This window comes from Rhodospirillales bacterium (assembly GCA_016712595.1).
Taxonomy (GTDB): Bacteria; Pseudomonadota; Alphaproteobacteria; order Rhodospirillales; family Defluviicoccaceae; genus Defluviicoccus.
In genome coordinates this window covers 565584-581479 of sequence record JADJQT010000002.1, presented here as the reverse complement: position 1 = coordinate 581479, position 15896 = coordinate 565584, and the positions used below count along the sequence as shown (strand labels likewise).

Sequence of the window (15896 nt, the reverse complement as noted above, 5' to 3'; positions counted from 1 at the left end):
AAGTTCGATCTCCAAAGACGCATTGGTTCCGCCGGTCGACTACATATCACCGGCCAGCGTGTCCTTGCCGTCGGTTCCGATTACGGTCGGTTTTACCTTTTCTTGCTTCCCTCCTCAGACGGGCTTATTCGAGCTTACCATCAACGAGGCCATCTGATACCTCGCGCTTATCGGGAACCCCCGGATTTATCCTCGGTCAGAAGCTTTCTTGCTCCGCGCCGTGCCCTTGGCTGAACGCCTTCAGATCCTCGAACAACGCGGGATCGGTGATGATGCGCGGCACCTTGTTTTGGCCGCCGAGCTTGCCGCGGCGCTTCATCCAGGCGGCAAAGGTTCCGTGCGGTGCCGGATGGACCTGCGGCGGGCGCATGCCGAAATCGTTGGTGCGGTGAACCTGGTAGTCCTCGTTGATGGCGGCGAGCGTCTCGTCGAGCACCTTGGCGAAGGTGGCGAGTGAGTCACCTGAGGGCTGCGCGCCCGAGAACTCGACGATGAACAGATGCCCGCCGACATCGGCGCTGGTTTGAGGAAACACGGCGCCCACCGAATAGTCGGCAATCTGCGCATGGATCGCCGCCGCCGCGGTGGCGATCCCGCGCTCGACCTCCTCGCCGATCAGATGTTCGCCGAAGGCGGAGAGGCTGTAAGACGTCCGGCCGGTGACCAGGATGCGCGGCGGGCGGGTGTCGACGAAGCGGACGGTATCGCCGATGATGTAGCTCCACAGGCCCGCACAGGTGCTCAGGACCAGCGCGTAGTTGATGTCGGTCTCGGCATTGCCGATCCAGTGACGCGTCGGCGAAGGGCTGCCCAGCTCATCGACCGGCACGAACTCGAAAAAGAGACCGTTATCGACGATCATGCGCAGGCCCTCGCCGTCGCCGCGATCGGCAGCGGCAATGAATCCTTCGCTCGCCGGGTAAACCTCGCGAGTTTCCGCATGACCCCCCGTCAGCCATTCAGTAAACGCGGAGCGGTAAGGCGCGAAGCTCACTCCGCCATGCACGAGCATTTCGAGGTTCGGATAAAAGGCGTGCAGACGGCGCGGCTGATCGGGGTACAGCGACGCCAGGTGTTCAAGGAACAGCAGCATCCAACTTGGAGTACCGCCCAAGGTGCGGATGTCTTTCATCAACGACGCCGGCGCCATCCGGGAGATCTTCTCCTCCCAGTCGGCGATCACTTCCAGGTGGCGTGACGGGAAGTAGAACGGCCGAAACCATGCGGGCGCGGTCCGGCCGGCGATGCCGCTGAGATCGCCGCTCCAGATACCAGGCGCGAGTTCGACGAGACGGGTACTCCCGCCGAGCATGAAATTCCGCCCGGCGAAAATGGTGCTCTGAGGCCGGTTGATCAGGTGGTGGGACAGCAGATCCAGGCCGGCCCTGCGGTTCGAGGCGATCATCTCGCGCGTGCACGGGATGTACTTGGTCACGCCGCTGGTCGTTCCGGAACTTTGCGCGAAATAAGGGACGGTCCCCGGCCAACTCACCTCGGTCAGGCGGGGAAAACCGTCTTTCCAGTACGCCTGCCACATCTCGTCATAGCGGCGCAGCGGCACGGCGCTTTGAAACGCGGCAACGGTGTCGATGGCGGAAAAACCGTGATCACGCCCGAAGCGCGTGGCGCGGGCCTTGGCGATCAGCGCCGAAAGCGTGCGCTCCTGCGCCGCGACGGGGTCCTGTATCGTAAGCTGCCGGTATCGGCGTCGGGCATAGAGCTTGAGGAGCGGCGTTGCGTCCACTCTGCGCGCGCGCCGTCGCGGCATCGTCTCATCGCGCCTTTCTGGGACGACCGTCGGCATGGCGCATTTCATCAATGCGGCTCCCCTTTCTGCAGAATCATTACCCGGCGAAACTGCGCCTGCACGGTTTCGTGGCGCAGCGGCATCTCGATATATTGCCCGTCAAGCCAGAGCGGCGCCTGGTCGAGAAAGGTCGAACTGTTCAGCCAGCCGTCCTGCCCGCCGAGCAGCACAAACCACGACCGGTCCATATCGCTCAGATCGGCGATCGAGCGGGCGTTGGCACCGTAACTTGCCCGATGCCGTTCATCCGTTGCCGCGTGAGCCGTCTTCATCAGCGAGTCCGACGAGCCGCCGATCGGATGGTCGGCGAAGACATAGCGCTTGCCGACCACCGGTACCGCCGCCAGCGGATGGCGAAGCTGCAGGCGATGCATGTCGCCCCAGGTCGGGAACCCCTCGAGCCGGCTTGCCGCTGCGTCGAGGCTGTGTCGCAAACGCGCCGCAAGCGCGTCCGCAGGCGCCGCGGCGATGTCCTCCATCAAGAGGGCATTGATCCGCCCGACTCCGGCAAACGCCGACCAGTCGTCTTCGCCAAAGCGGGCCTGATAGAGATCGCGCATAAACGCGACCCGGAAGAGTTCGAATGCGACCGGAGCCTGCGCGTCGGCGCGGTAGTCACCGTCCCAGGTGGCCATCAGCGTAAGAACGCGGGCGGCATTGCCGTCGAGCGCATCGTCGATGCCGACCGAGCTTATTTTCGTGACGAACAGTCGGGCGAGGGTCGCGGACGACACCACCCGGACGTCGCGCTGCATCGCCGTGATGTCCTCAATTCCGATGCGATCGCCAGCGCTCACCAGTTCCGCCATGCGCCGGACGCGGTCGTCGGGTGAGAAGAACCAGCCAACGGTGGTGTTCTCGGCAAGATGCGTGGGCTTGTTGTTCGCCGAAGCGATGAACCCGCGTTCGGGATTCAGCGTTGCCGGCAAGTCTGCCGGGCCGAGCATTCGTCGCCAGCTTGCATCGCTTTCAGCCGGGGAGACGATGAGATCGTCCGGCGGCCCGGTCCGGACGGGAACACGCACAGCCAGGACCTGGCCGATGTTCCCCTGGGCGTCGGCATAGAGCATGTTCTGGCCCGGCGCGGCGAAGCCGGCGAGGGCAGCGCGGAAGCCGTCGAAGGTCTGCGCCCGCGCGACGGCGAGCATCGCGGTGATTTCGTCGCTGGCCTCGTGACCGGTCCAGCGGAGCGAAACCTCGGGGACGGGCAGCCCGCGCATCTGCGGTGCATCGGAGAGGATCGGGCCAAACCGGGTTGTACGGACCGTCGTGGTGCGATCAAACCACCAGCGCACGCGGATTGTCTCCTCTCGCGCAAACTTCTCCTCGGTCGGCAGGGCGGAGACATCGACGAGATCGCTGGAGGCGGCGCGCATGTTGGTGCCACCCCAGGCGATGTGGGGGTTGCGGCCGATGGCAAAGATCGGCAAGCCCGCCGGCATCAGGCCGACGGCGTGGTACGAGGGCGACTTCAACCCGGCGAGCAGCCAGGTGTTCGGCAGAGTGAGACCGAGGTGGGGATCGCTGGCGAGAATAGCGCCGCCGGTGCGCGTGCGTGTCGGCGCGATGGCGAGGCTGTTGCTGCCGGAGCGCGCGAGCCCGGAAAGGATGCCGTCGATATGGAACGCCGCGCCCTGGTGTTCGCCCGTCCTCGGCACGGCGCGATCGCCGCCCGCCCCGGCGAGCCGGGCCCAGATCATCGGCCAGTCGTCGCGGCCACGCAGCTTGAGCAGATTGGACCAGACGAGCCAGTTGACGTCGCTGCCGGCCAGCCGGCCAACCGCGAGCAGATCCTCAGGACTCCACGGCTCGCGCGACAGGCCGAGAATGGCGTATTCGGCCGGCAGCCGCCGCGCCGTCGCCTGGTAGTAATTAATGCCGTCGACGAAACGCCGGAGCCAGCGCCGCGAGTCGTCCGGCATCGTTGCGAAGATCGCCGGTGCCGCGCGTCCGAAACCGAGGGTCCGCAGACCGCGGTCGATGTCGAGAGCGAGCGGTCCGACCATTTCGGCGGTGCGCCCCTCGGCAATGCGACGAAAAACAGCCATTTGGCCGAGGCGCAGGTGAGCATGGACCAACCCCAAAACAAAGGCGGCATCGTCGTCGCTTTCGGCTTCGATGAACGGTACCTGATGCTCGTTCCAATAGACGACGACGGGGCGTGCCAGCGGCAGCCCGGTCGTGGGAAAGTCACCGAGGCGCTCGGCGAGATCGGACGGCGGCGGCAGCGTCTGGAGAAAGGCACAGCCAGCGAGCGCCCCACCCCCGAGCAACGGCAGCAAACGCCGCCGCCAGGCAGATCGTCGTGTCGTCATTGGCACGTCCCCTGCTCTCGCATGACCTGCCTAATATGAGCATGCCTTTCTTGCTTGGAAATAGCAGCCCCACGCCACAGCGGGTCCACTGTCCCGCGCGTCCCGGAATTGGGGGCGTTGCCCGCTGATCGGCTGCCGGTAAGTATGCTAGGGTTCGCCACTCGCGCAGGCGTTGCGGTGCCTCGCGTGGGATAAACAGATCGACAGGGGAGAGGACATGAACAAGACACTTGATGTGGTGATCGACGCTTGGGCTCACGGCGATCCGATCCCGGACGAATACGCCTTCTGCGTGCCGGCCGAGCAGGGCCATATCGCGATGGGGCCAAACGTCAGCCCGGCGATCCGCTGGTCGAACGCCCCGGAAGGCACGCGGTCGTATGCGATCGTCTGCTGCGATCCGGATGTTCCGTCCCGTGGGGATGACGTCAACCAGGAAGGCAAGGTGGTCTCCGCCGATCTGCCGCGTGTCGATTTCTTCCACTGGGTCCTGGTCGACATTCCCCCCAGCACCCGCAAGCTGGCGAAGGGCGCTGATTCCAGCGGAATTACTCCGGGCGGCAAGCCAACCGGCCGCAGCGACTTCGGTGTGCGCGGGATCAACAATTATACCGACTGGTTCGCCTCGGACGAACAGATGAAGGGGGATTACGGCGGCTACGACGGACCGTGCCCGCCATGGAACGACGAACTCGTCCATCATTACCACTTTTCCGTCTATGCCCTCGATGTTGCGAGCCTCGATCTTCCTGCCCGTTTCGGTGGCGCGGACGCGCTCCAGGCGATGGACACGCATGTCCTCGCAAGCGGACGCTGGACGGGGACGTACACGCTCAATGCGAAGCTGCGGGGCGACTGAAGCGCTGGAAAAGGCGTGGCGCGGGGGCTTGCGAAGCGGCAATTGTCATCATACCTCATTGTTGCCGGATGCCCGATCGGGGTTCGGTGCCGCGAACGGCCTCGTGCGCCGCGGCCGTTCAGCGGCGATGACACATTGCTTGATGCAAAGGATGTGCAGCCATGACCACCTTCGATTTTTCCCCGTTGTTCCGTTCGACCGTCGGCTACGATCGGCTCATGAACCTGCTCGAAAACTCGGTTCAATGGAGCGAGGCCGGTAACGGCTATCCGCCCTACAACATCGAGAAGGCGGGAGAGGATCAGTACCGGATCACGCTTGCCGTCGCTGGTTTCGCCGAGGGCGAACTGGCGATCGAGACTCGCGAGAATGCACTCGTCGTCGAGGGCCGCAAGAAAGACGCGGAGACCGAAACGGCGTTTCTTTATCGCGGCATCGCCAGCCGTTCGTTCAAGCGGCAGTTCCAGCTCGCGGACCATGTCCATGCGGTGAACGCCAAGCTGAACAACGGTCTGCTGGTGATTGACCTCGTACGCGAGTTGCCCGAGGCAATGAAGCCGCGGCGCATTCAGATCGGTGCCGGGCCAGCCGTCGAGACGGCTCAGCCGCAGGTTGCGGATACCCGCCGCGCCGCGTAAGCAGCCAGCGGTGGACCAGCGCGATCGCGCAAACGCTGTTTAAGCAGCGAGGGCGCTGCCTGCGGGCAGCGCCCTTTTTGTATCCGCGGGATCGGATGATGGCAGCCGGCGGGCGGAATCGGGGCGGTTGGGTTCAGGCCGCGCGGCGTTCACCGCCGCTGTCAGCTTCGAGCGCGGACCAGAAGCTGCGGAACAGGCGATCTTCCGTATCCGTGAACCCCGGCAACCAGTCCCGCGGCGCGGCACTCAGGTGTTCGAGGCGGGCGAGCATCTGATCGAGATGCATTTCCTCCTCGGCAAGGACACTTTTCAACGACAGGCTCGCCGCGTGCCGCGTCAGGACGTCGTGATAGAGGCGGTAGGTCCAGATCGCCCTCAGTTCGATGGTCAGAGAGACGTAGAGGTAGGGGATTTCGATGTGAACGTCGCGACCGAGCGCCGCGCCAATCGAGGCGTCGAGACGGCCGAAATACATGCACGCCGAGCCCGGCGCGACCGCGTCCTTCGTGTCGAACTCCAGCGTTCGTCGGGCGATGCCCTCGGCCGCGCGCTTGAAGAAGAACGAATGGCGTGTTTCCTCGGCGAGATGCTTGAGGATGTCCTGGCCGAGCGCGCCGCGTGTCTGGCTGACCATGATCTTGCGGCTGCCGATATGCTCCATCAGCGCCAGCGTGTTGAGGAAGCGCGCATGCTGAACCGGATGTTCGACCCACCAAGCGAGGCGGGCGCGAACCGGTTCCACCAGATCGGCGCTAGAGGCTTCGATTTCCGAGAGCGGCCAGACAGTCCCCGATGACATCGTAAATCCCGTCGAGTTCGTCGATTGTTATGCAATACGGAGGCAAGACGTACACCACGTTGCCGAGGGGACGCAACAAAACGCCGCGCGATAAGAAAAACGCGTAGAGCCGCGGGGCGAGATCCGAAAGGTACCCGGCCTGCTGGCTGCGCAGTTCGAGCGCGGCGATCGTGCCGCACTGTCTGACATCCGCAACCAACGGATGATCGCGGAATCTCGCGAGGCGCGCCGTATGGTGGGCGGCAATGGCATCGATGCGGGCCTGCACCGGCTCGCCCGCCCAGATCGCAAGGTTGGCGATGGCGGCGGCACAAGCCAACGGATTGCCGTTGAACGAGGAGCTGTGAAAGAACATCCGCCCCCGGTCTTCGGACAGGAAGCCTTGGTAAAGGCGACGGCTGGCGAGGGTGACACCCATCGGCAGAAAACCGCCGGTAATCCCTTTCGACAGACACAGCACGTCCGGTACGACGCCTGCCTGTTCGCAGGCGAAACGGGTGCCGGTGCGCCCGAAGCCGGTCATCACCTCGTCGGCGATCAAAAACACGTCGTATCGGCGGCATAACGCCAATAATTCACCCAGCACCCATGGCGGATAGACGAGCATGCCGCCGGCACCGAGCACGAGTGGCTCAACAATCAGCGCGGCGATATCATCGCCCGCCGTCTGCAGCAGCCGCTCGAACGCCGTGATCGTCTCGTCTTCCCGGCCGCGCTCGGGAAACGGCAGAAAGTCCACGGAGAACAGCATCGGCTGCCACGCCGCGGTGAACACGGAGCGGGCGCCGACGGACATGGCGCCAAAGGTATCGCCGTGGTAGCTATGCTCGAGCGCCACCACCCGATGGCGAGCTCGTCCGGCGTTCGCCCAGTAGCCCACCGCCATCTTCACGCCGACCTCAACCGCGGTGGAGCCGGAATCGGAAAAGAAGACGTACTCCAGCGCCTCTGGCGTCACCGCCCGCAGCCCGCGGGCGAGGCGCTCCGCCGGCGGATGGGTGAATCCGGCGAAGATCACCTGGTCGAGTGCCTGTGCCTGTTCGGCGATGGCGGCGGCGATCGCCGGATGGCCGTGGCCGTGGGTGATCACCCACCACGAGGAAATCGCATCGAGAATGCGGCGGCCGTCGCTGGCTTCGAGCCAGGCGCCCTTGCCGCGGGCGATCTCGATCGCTGGCCCGGCGGTGGCATGCTGGGTAAATGGGTGCCAGATGGGCGATGCGCCGCAGGTCCGCGTCATCGGGTGGGAAAGTCCTCGCGCAGGAAACCCGCGTCGAACGCCGCCTGCAGCGTCTCCGGCGTCAGGCTCTTTAGTCGCGGCAGTCGGCCGAGGCGGCGCGCCGAGGTGAAGGCGCAAATCGTCCGCTCGCTGTCCGCGGCTTCGTCGCCGATGAAAACGACGCCCAGCAGCGGAATGTTCCGCGTGCGCAGCGCCTCAAGGGAAAGCAGCGCGTGGTTGATGCAGCCGAGGCGGGTCGGTGCGCACAACACCACTGGCACGCCCCAGCGCTGCATGACGTCGATATAAAGAACACGCCGGGTCAGCGGCACCATCAGCCCGCCTGCGGCTTCGACGATCAGCAGACGCCGACCTTCAGTTCGCGCCGGAAGTTCCAATGTGTGGGGATCGATCTCGATACCGTCGATTTCCGCCGCAAGATGCGGCGAGAGGGGCTCACGCAGCTGGTAGCGCTCGAGAATGAAGCGCTCGGGGCCGAGGCCGGTGAGCGTCGCTACGGTCGCGGCATCGGTTCCGTCGACGGTGCCCGACTGCACCGGCTTCCAATACACGCCCTCTAGCGCCAAGGTCAGCATCGCGGCGACGACGGTTTTGCCGATGCCCGTATCGGTGCCGGTGACGATGATCGTGCTCATGCGATCGCCTTCTGCAACACGCCAGCAAGCGCGTCGGCCAACGCGGTGATTTCGCCTTCGCTGCGATCAAGGCCGATCGAGATGCGTAGGCGCGCGGTGCCGACGGGTACCGTCGGCGGGCGGATCGCGCGCACGTCGAAGCCGGCGCGCTGCAGCGCCTCGGCCGCGCTGACTGCGGTGGCGTCGGCTCCGAGGATCACCGGGATGATCTGGGTGGAGCCCGTACTGGCCGCGCGCCCTGTCGTTTTTGCCAGAGCACTGGCGGCGTGCGTCGCCAGTTCAAGAAGGCGCCGCCGCCGCCATGGCTCGGCATCGACGAGTTCGAGCGCACGCCTGACCGCCGCGGCGACGTAGGGTGGTGGCGCGGTCGAGTAGATGAACGGACGTGCGGCGTTGATCATGTAGTCCATGACCAGGGCGGGGCCGACCAGCAGGCCACCGGCCACTCCCAACCCTTTGCCGCAGGTGTGCAAGGTGATCAGGCGATCATCATATCGGTCTTCGGTAAAGCCGCGGCCCGTCGCGCCGAATATACCCGAGGCATGCGCTTCATCGACGATGAGCATCGCGTCGAGATCGTGGGCGAGGGCATGCAATTCGGCGACCGGCGCAACATCGCCATCCATGCTGTAGACGCTTTCGACCGCCAGCCAGACATCGCGGGCCCCGGCGCGGCGGGCGCGGCGAACCGCATCGGCGAAAGCGTCCACATCGTTGTGCCGCGCCTTGAAGCGAGCCGCGAGGCCGGCATGCACGCCTTCCTTGACGCTCGCATGTACGAACTCGTCGAAGACGACCGCGTCGTGCCGGTGGGGCAGCGTGGTGAACAGGGCAAAATTGGCGAGAAAGCCGGTCGAAAAATAGAGCGCCCTTTCCGCCCGGAAAAAGCGCGCGGCGAAGTCTTCGAGTTCGGCGTGTTGACGCAGATGGCCACGGAGTAAACGCGATCCCGCCGCACCGGCGAGTGCGTCCTCCGCCAGCGCATCCATCACCGCTTGTCTCAGCGCGGGGTGCCCGGCGAGACCGAGATAGTCGTTCGAGGTAAAGTCGACGCCGCGCGGCAGGCTAAGCGAGCGATACCGTGATGCGCTCTTCAGCCGATCGAGATCGTGCGCCAGCCGTTGCATCGTGCTCCTTCGGACAGTCGTGCTTGTCCGGCACCCGTCCCATCAAGCCGAGCTCCGCCAGCAACGTGCGATCGAAGTCGGTCTCGGGGTTCGGCGTCGTCAGCAGCTTTTCGCCGGTAAAAATCGAGTTGGCACCGGCAAGAAAGGCGAGCGCCTGAGCCTCGCGCGGGATCGACAGTCGCCCGGCGCTGAGCCGCACCATGGCCCGCGGCAGCAGAATGCGGGCGACGGCAATCGCCCGGATCCAATCGAAGGTATCGAGCTGAGACGATTCTTCCAGCGGTGTTCCCTCGACCGGCACTAGCGCGTTGATCGGTACGCTCTCCGGTTGCGGCGAGAGGTTGGCGAGGGTGTGCAGGAGCTTGATACGGTCGAGGTTGCTTTCGCCCATGCCAAGAATTCCCCCCGAGCAGACCGAGATGCCGGCCTTGGAGACGTTGGCGATGGTCTTCAGACGGTCCTCGTAGGTGCGCGTGGTGACGATCGCACCATAGTACTCTTCCGAGGTATCGAGATTATGATTGTAGGCGGACAGTCCGGCATCGGCGAGCCGCTTCGCCTGATCCTCGGAGAGCATTCCGAGGGTGCAGCAAGCCTCCATCCCGAGTTCGCGCACGCCCTTGACCACATCGATGACCCGATCGAACGCCCGGCCGTCGGTCACCTCGCGCCAAGCGGCGCCCATGCAAAACCGTGTCGAGCCGGCGTCCTTTGCCTCGCGGGCCGCCGCCAGGACCTCCTCGACCTTCAACATCCGGCCCGTATCGATGCCGGTGTCGTATTTCGACGATTGGGGGCAGTAGGAGCAATCCTCAGGGCAGCCGCCGGTCTTGATCGACAGCAAGGTGCACAGCTGCACCTCGCGCGGATCATGGTACTTGCGGTGCACGCTCGCCGCCTGGAAGACGAGGTCGAGCAGGGGCATGTCATAAAGGTCGGAAATGGCCGAGAGCGTCCACGTCTCGTTCGCCGTCGTCGTTGCCATGGCCCGTCGTGTTCTCCCCTGCCGCTGTTCTGGCCGCGCCTGCAAGGCGCATCGCCGCTGCGGTACAAGCGATTATCATTGTCCGCGCATGGCCGCCTGAGGGCACGCCGCGAGATCGTTCGTATAAGCACGCCTGCGCGGTTACCGTCAAGCCTCGCATACGGTTTCATGACCGACGGCGCGGCGCATCCCGCGAAAAAGCTCCACCGCGGTCTCAACCAGCGTCCGGCGGCCGGAAGTGCTTGGCCAACTGCAAGCCCTGGCGCTGGTAGGACGAGCCGATGCCGCTGCCATAGAGCTTGTCGGGAACGGCGGTGAGCCGTTCGTAAACCAGGCGACCGACGACCTGAGCGTCGCGCAGCGCGAACGGTACTTCGAACGAGCGGATTTCGAGCACGGCGCGCGAGCCGGTTCCACCGGCCTCGGCGAAACCGAACCCGGGGTCGAAAAAGCCGGCGTAGTGCACGCGGAATTCGCCGACGCGGGTATCGTAGGGGCGCATCTCGGCGGCGTAGTCGGGCGGCACCGTCACCGCTTCCTTCGAGGCAAGGATGTAGAAGTCGCCGGGGTTGAGAACGACACTGCCGTGCCGGTCGGCAAAAACCGGCTCCCAGAAGGCATCGGGATCATAATGGCCAATCTTCTCCAGGTCGATCAGATCGGCGTGTCGCCTGGCACGCCAGCCGATCGGCCGCCCGCTCTTGCCCGCGAGATCAACCGTTACCGCGATCCCGGCGTCGATATCGGCGGCATTCTGCCCCGCGTCGACCAGCCGCACCTGTTCGTTGAGCCGGCGCAACGCCGTGTCCGAAGCGGAAGGGCTGCCGCGACGCAAGCGAAGCTGGCTGAGCGAGGTGCCGCGGCGGACGACAACGCTGAAGGTGCGCGGGCTGATCTCGGCATAGAGCCGCCCCTTGTAACCGGCGGCAACCTGGTCGAAAACCGCCGAGCGGTCGGTGATCAGCCGCGTGAAGACGTCCAGGCGACCGATCGAGCTCTTTGGGTTGGCGATCCCCGAGGTACGGCTCTTCAGCGCCAGGCTCTCCAGCAAGGGTACGACGTAAACGCAGCCTTTCTCCAGCACCGCACCGCACCCCGGTCCGCCACTGAGGTCGATGCGGTGCATGGCGAAAGCGGCGAGTCGTTCCTCGACGCTGGCCTCGGGGCCCGGCAGAAAGCTGGCGCGAACCCGCCATGCCTCGTCGCCCAGGCGCAGATCGATGCTCGCCGGCTGAACTTGTGCCTCGCCAATCTCATCGACGGACTGCACTTCGTGACTGCGGATCAGCGCGCGCAAGTCCTGGGCCGGCAAGAGCCCGGTGGAATGCAACGCCGCGTGCTCGCCTTGCACGCGGAACAACCGCCCGTCGTCTTCGTTGGCCACCTTGGTCTCCCGGCGGTCTTCCGGCCTCTGCCGTTCGAGTGACCTCGCGGATCACCCGATATATGTGGTAGCAGGCTGAACCCGCAGGCACAACGACGGGCGACATGACAGGGCGTACGAATAAGTCCTTGCCCCGCCGCAGGGCAGCCCTAAATTCCCGCCACGGGTCTTGGAGGAACGAAGCGTGAGCGTCGAAGGCAGGCAGAAGCGGATCACCACCCCGCACATCGCCGCGATGAAGGGAGGCGAGCCGATCGTCTGCCTGACCGCGTACACGTCGTTGACGGCCGTGCTCCTCGATGACAACGTCGATCTGCTGCTTGTCGGCGATTCGCTCGGCATGGTGCTCTACGGCATGGAGAGTACCCTCGGCGTGACCCTGGAGATGATGATCGCCCACGGCCAGGCGGTCATGCGTGGCTCGAAGAAGGCGTGCGTCATCGTCGACCTGCCGTTCGGCAGCTATCAGGAATCGCGCGAACAGGCGTTTCGCAACGCCGCGCGGGTGATGAAGGAGGTCGGCTGCTCCGGCGTCAAGCTCGAGGGCGGTTGTGAAATGGCGGATACCATCCGCTTCCTGGTCGAGCGTGGCATTCCCGTCCTCGGCCATATTGGCCTCTTGCCGCAGTCGGTGAACACGGCGGGCGGCTTCCGCTCGCTCGGCCGTGGCGAAAAGGAAGCCGCGGATATCATCGAAGATGCCAACGCGGTCGCGGAGGCGGGCGCATTCGCCACCGTCATCGAGGGCACGATCGAACCGCTTGCCCGGCAGATCAGCCAGATGCTGCCGATTCCGACGATCGGCATCGGCGCTTCGCCCGCCTGCGATGGCCAGATCCTGGTCACCGAAGATCTCACCGGCCTTTTCTCCGATTTCAAGCCGAAGTTCGTCAAGCGCTATGCCGAACTCGGCCTCGCCATCGCCGAGGCCGGCAAGGCCTACGCCGACGAGGTCCGCGCACGGCGTTTTCCGTCCCTCGAGCATTGCTTCGGCACCAAGGCGCCGAAGCGCGAGCCGGCGTAAGCGACGAGGAGACACCCGGATGACGGAGTTCGTCGGAACGGAGCCAATCGCGATCGCCCGCAGCGTTGCCGGGTTGCGCGCTTGCCTCGGCGACTGGCGATGCGGCGGCGCGCGCGTCGCTCTGGTGCCGACGATGGGCGCGCTGCATGAAGGCCACCTGACGCTCGTTCGTCACGCCGCGACGCTGGCCGATCGGGTGTGCGTCTCGCTGTTCGTCAATCCCACCCAGTTCGGTCCCAACGAGGACTATACGATCTACCCGCGCAACGAGGCTGCCGATGCGGCAAAGCTCGCGGAACTCGGCTGCGCGCACCTGTTATTCGCGCCGTCGGTCGAGGAGATGTATCCGGACGGGGCGATGACGCGGATTTCCGTGCCTGGACTGGGCGATCTGCTCGAGGGCGAGTTCCGGCCGGGTTTCTTTACCGGCGTTGCCACCGTCGTCGGCAAACTGCTGGTGCAGGTTCTACCCGACGTCGCGGTGTTCGGCGAAAAAGACTATCAGCAACTTCTCGTCGTGCGCCGGCTGGCGCTCGATCTGTGCCTTCCCACCGTCATCGAAGGCGTGCCGACGGCACGGGAGGCGGATGGTCTCGCCCGATCCTCGCGCAATGCCTACCTTTCGGCCGAGGAGCGGGCGATCGCGCCCGCGCTCAACCAGATCTTACAGACGGTGGCGCGGGGTGTCGCCGCGGGCTCGGACGCCATCGAGCTTGGCGACTGGGGTGAGGCGGAACTACTGCGCGCCGGCTTCGCCTCGGTGGACTATGTCACCGTGCGCGACGCCGAAACCCTCGCCTCCTGGCAGGACCCCGCCCGCCCCGGCCGCGTCCTCGCCGCCGCCCGCCTCGGCACCACCCGCCTGATCGACAACGTGCCCGTGGGCTGAGCCGCCAGCGCGGCTCGGTGCGAGCACCAGTCAGCGCGGAGCCATCGTCGATCGAACGGCCCTCATGCCGCACGTAACCCGCCGCGTCGCTGCCCTCACCCTCTGATCAATCCCGGAAGGGTCACTTGAGGCTTCCTTATGCACTTGCTCGCTTTCGCGGGCTGTAGGGTGCGGGCTGTAGGGTGCGTCCCGCACCTGTTCGCCTATATCGAGACCTACGACAACCGTCAGCGGCTCCGCTCCGCCCTCGGATATCGCACCCCTGAACAAATTAAAACCCAGGTCACATAACCCAGCGTCCACTTTCCCGGGAGAAAATCAACGCGCTAGTCCCTCCCGTTTGCCACCTGGACAAGCCCCCACCCCGCTCGAAAAAGGGCCAGTTTTGCACGCCGCCTGAACTCCCTCGGAGCAGCGTCGCTGGATCGAATGCCAGGGCAAACGTGGTTAATGATGATCGAACAGGACCGCCGCCGGGTACCCCGAGGTACCGTCAGGGCGTCACCGCCCGCTAGTCTGATTGGGGAACCGGCACGCGGATGCCATCAGGGCCAGCGGCCATCATGCCGCGTAATCAGGCCGGACACATAACCGCAAACCATCGAGATCTCGCCACCGCATTTCAACCCTTGCAGACCCGGGAGCGTTCACACATGACAGCGCCGACGGTGTCCATGGCGGTTCGACAATGCGCTCTCAAGCACTACTCTCGCCGAGCAACGCTGCCGGAAGCGCAGCAACGAAGTCGTTGAAGACGTCCCCCTGAACCAGGATATGTGCCCGGGCGAGCTGATCGGCGCGCTCCTCATCCCCGGACAAAATCGCATTCACGATCGCATCGTGTTCGGCGCTGGATCTGGAAAGGCGGCCACCCTGGTACAGCTGCAGCCGCCGATAGGGGGCGCAGCGGTTACGAATGCCCTGCACCATATTCTCAAGAAATGCATTATGGGACGCCGCATAGATGCGTTCGTGCAGGCGAGCGTTGGCGATGTAATACGCGTCAGCGTCACCGATCTCGACCAATGCGGCCGCTTTGGAGTGCGCTGCCAAGATCTCGTTCCGCTCCGCCCGCGACAGGCGTCGTGCAGCGAGCCGTGCGCACATGCCCTCGAGCTCGGCCATCACATCGAACATATCGACCAGGTCGCGTAACGAGAGGATGGCGACGGTTGCGCCCTGGCGTGGTTTGGTCTCGAGAAGGCCAATCGAGGCAAGCTGATTCAGAGCCTCGCGCACAGGGGTTCGCGAGATCTGAAATTCATCGGCGAGCTGCTGCTCGTCGATCTTGGTGCCAGGCATCAGTTCGCCGGTCACGATCTGCTGTTCGAGTCTCAGCCGCACACGGTCGGCAAGACGTTTGCCTTTCGCAATCATGACACCTCTATGCGCCCCTGTCGTGATTGGTGCGGTATCGATCGGGGGCGTCCATTCGACAAATTGGATATAGCACGCCTAGCGCTAAGTGATAATCCCCAGCACGCGGTTGCGCATACCTTTTCCAGAACAAAAAATCTTCAAACGCATTTCTTGTATACAAGATTGTTGACGCAATATCCAAATTCGTATACCTGGTATGCATAGGGAGAGGGCGCCGCAGCCAAACGCCTCGCGAAACAAGAATGCATGCGGTGCCCCGTCACGTTCGAGGAGAAGTCGAAATGATTCCGCTATTCGCGGGGTGCCGCCTGATTAATGGGCCGGACGAACAGCCCCAAGCACAGTCCATCGCCGCCACGCACGGTTGCATAGTCCCGTGTGCGTATCGTTCCCGCCTGCTGATTTCTGCCGGAGGAGGGCGGTGATGGTTATCTATGGTGTCGCCATTTTGGCGGCGTGCTTCCTCACCGGCCTTTTCGCCGGCGATGCTCTGGGCCTTCTGCTCGGCATCAAGGCCAACGTCGGCGGTGTCGGCTTCGCCATGCTGCTGCTGATCCTGGTGACCGATCGGTTGAAGAAGGACCTGAAGCTGAGCGTCTGCTCGCAGCAGGGCGTCGCCTTCTGGAGCGCGATGTACATCCCCATCGTCGTGGCCATGGCTGCGCAGCAGAACGTCGTCGCCGCCATCGGCGCGGGACCGGTCGCGCTCTTGGCCGGCGTCCTTGCTGTCGCGGCAAGTTTCGCGCTGGTTCCCGTCCTCAGCCGGATGGGTTCCAGCAACGTCGATGTTCCCGTGGTCGAGGAGGTGAAATAG

14 protein-coding genes are annotated in these 15896 nt (G+C 64.6%); 5 read left to right on the top strand and 9 right to left on the bottom strand.

Features of this window, described 5'->3' with window-relative positions; translation table 11 throughout:
• Nucleotides 1–196: 196 nt before the first annotated feature.
• Nucleotides 197–1768 (bottom strand): GH3 auxin-responsive promoter family protein, encoded by a 1572-nt coding sequence (locus IPK66_14570; GenBank protein MBK8176440.1) that lies wholly within the window; start codon nt 1766–1768, stop codon nt 197–199.
• Between the two features lie 47 nt (nt 1769–1815).
• Nucleotides 1816–4122: a penicillin acylase family protein gene (locus IPK66_14565; GenBank protein MBK8176439.1), complete on the bottom strand. Its 2307-nt coding sequence runs from the start codon at nt 4120–4122 to the stop codon at nt 1816–1818.
• Between the two features lie 217 nt (nt 4123–4339).
• Here IPK66_14565 and IPK66_14560 point away from each other — a divergent pair, with 217 nt between their 5' ends.
• Nucleotides 4340–4981 carry a YbhB/YbcL family Raf kinase inhibitor-like protein gene (locus IPK66_14560; protein MBK8176438.1) on the top strand — a complete coding sequence of 214 codons (642 nt, stop codon included), beginning with the start codon at nt 4340–4342 and terminating at the stop codon, nt 4979–4981.
• A gap of 161 nt (nt 4982–5142) precedes the next feature.
• A complete protein-coding gene (locus tag IPK66_14555) occupies nt 5143–5619 on the top strand; it encodes an Hsp20 family protein (protein MBK8176437.1) in 477 nt (158 codons plus the stop codon).
• A gap of 133 nt (nt 5620–5752) precedes the next feature.
• Here the strand turns inward: IPK66_14555 and IPK66_14550 are convergent, their stop codons facing one another.
• The 6 genes from IPK66_14550 to IPK66_14525 form a co-directional block, all read right to left on the bottom strand.
• A complete protein-coding gene (locus IPK66_14550; GenBank protein MBK8176436.1) occupies nt 5753–6418 on the bottom strand; it encodes a hypothetical protein in 666 nt (221 codons plus the stop codon).
• Entirely contained in the window at nt 6372–7658 is a 1287-nt protein-coding gene (locus tag IPK66_14545; GenBank protein MBK8176435.1) for an adenosylmethionine--8-amino-7-oxononanoate transaminase, read from the bottom strand. Before IPK66_14545 ends, IPK66_14550 begins: the two co-directional genes overlap by 47 nt.
• The gene (gene bioD / locus IPK66_14540; protein ID MBK8176434.1) at nt 7655–8293 is read right to left on the bottom strand and encodes an ATP-dependent dethiobiotin synthetase BioD; all 639 of its coding nucleotides are present in this window, start codon (nt 8291–8293) and stop codon (nt 7655–7657) included. The genes IPK66_14545 and bioD overlap by 4 nt, the downstream gene beginning before the upstream one ends.
• Complete coding sequence (locus IPK66_14535; protein ID MBK8176433.1) at nt 8290–9420, bottom strand: 8-amino-7-oxononanoate synthase; 1131 nt, start codon at nt 9418–9420, stop codon at nt 8290–8292. Before IPK66_14535 ends, bioD begins: the two co-directional genes overlap by 4 nt.
• The gene (bioB, locus tag IPK66_14530; GenBank protein ID MBK8176432.1) at nt 9359–10405 is read right to left on the bottom strand and encodes a biotin synthase BioB; all 1047 of its coding nucleotides are present in this window, start codon (nt 10403–10405) and stop codon (nt 9359–9361) included. Before bioB ends, IPK66_14535 begins: the two co-directional genes overlap by 62 nt.
• Nucleotides 10406–10619: 214 nt before the next feature.
• Nucleotides 10620–11735, bottom strand: a complete 1116-nt coding sequence (locus tag IPK66_14525; GenBank protein MBK8176431.1) for a 2'-deoxycytidine 5'-triphosphate deaminase — start codon at nt 11733–11735, stop codon at nt 10620–10622.
• Nucleotides 11736–11973: 238 nt separating this feature from the next.
• On the opposite strand from IPK66_14525, the gene panB reads away from it, so the two are divergent.
• Nucleotides 11974–12813: a 3-methyl-2-oxobutanoate hydroxymethyltransferase gene (panB, locus tag IPK66_14520; GenBank protein ID MBK8176430.1), complete on the top strand. Its 840-nt coding sequence runs from the start codon at nt 11974–11976 to the stop codon at nt 12811–12813.
• 19 nt (nt 12814–12832) lie between these two features.
• On the top strand, nt 12833–13702 hold the full coding sequence (locus IPK66_14515; GenBank protein ID MBK8176429.1) for a pantoate--beta-alanine ligase: 870 nt from the start codon (nt 12833–12835) through the stop codon (nt 13700–13702).
• 696 nt (nt 13703–14398) lie between these two features.
• Here IPK66_14515 and IPK66_14510 read toward each other — a convergent pair.
• Entirely contained in the window at nt 14399–15079 is a 681-nt protein-coding gene (locus IPK66_14510; protein MBK8176428.1) for a GntR family transcriptional regulator, read from the bottom strand.
• A 427-nt stretch (nt 15080–15506) separates the two neighbouring features.
• Here IPK66_14510 and madL point away from each other — a divergent pair, with 427 nt between their 5' ends.
• Nucleotides 15507–15896 carry a malonate transporter subunit MadL gene (madL, locus tag IPK66_14505; protein ID MBK8176427.1) on the top strand — a complete coding sequence of 130 codons (390 nt, stop codon included), beginning with the start codon at nt 15507–15509 and terminating at the stop codon, nt 15894–15896.

What these genes read in the sequence shown, in the direction of transcription:
- bioB (MBK8176432.1), bottom strand. Translation starts at nt 10,405, where the DNA reads ATGGCAACGACGACGGCGAACGAGACGTGGACGCTCTCGGCCATTTCC.
- IPK66_14545 (MBK8176435.1), bottom strand. Translation starts at nt 7,658, where the DNA reads ATGACGCGGACCTGCGGCGCATCGCCCATCTGGCACCCATTTACCCAG.
- madL (MBK8176427.1), top strand. Translation starts at nt 15,507, where the DNA reads ATGGTTATCTATGGTGTCGCCATTTTGGCGGCGTGCTTCCTCACCGGC.
- IPK66_14560 (MBK8176438.1), top strand. Translation starts at nt 4,340, where the DNA reads ATGAACAAGACACTTGATGTGGTGATCGACGCTTGGGCTCACGGCGAT.
- IPK66_14535 (MBK8176433.1), bottom strand. Translation starts at nt 9,420, where the DNA reads ATGCAACGGCTGGCGCACGATCTCGATCGGCTGAAGAGCGCATCACGG.
- bioD (MBK8176434.1), bottom strand. Translation starts at nt 8,293, where the DNA reads ATGAGCACGATCATCGTCACCGGCACCGATACGGGCATCGGCAAAACC.
- IPK66_14565 (MBK8176439.1), bottom strand. Translation starts at nt 4,122, where the DNA reads ATGACGACACGACGATCTGCCTGGCGGCGGCGTTTGCTGCCGTTGCTC.
- IPK66_14510 (MBK8176428.1), bottom strand. Translation starts at nt 15,079, where the DNA reads ATGATTGCGAAAGGCAAACGTCTTGCCGACCGTGTGCGGCTGAGACTC.
- IPK66_14555 (MBK8176437.1), top strand. Translation starts at nt 5,143, where the DNA reads ATGACCACCTTCGATTTTTCCCCGTTGTTCCGTTCGACCGTCGGCTAC.
- IPK66_14570 (MBK8176440.1), bottom strand. Translation starts at nt 1,768, where the DNA reads ATGCCGCGACGGCGCGCGCGCAGAGTGGACGCAACGCCGCTCCTCAAG.
- IPK66_14550 (MBK8176436.1), bottom strand. Translation starts at nt 6,418, where the DNA reads ATGTCATCGGGGACTGTCTGGCCGCTCTCGGAAATCGAAGCCTCTAGC.
- IPK66_14515 (MBK8176429.1), top strand. Translation starts at nt 12,833, where the DNA reads ATGACGGAGTTCGTCGGAACGGAGCCAATCGCGATCGCCCGCAGCGTT.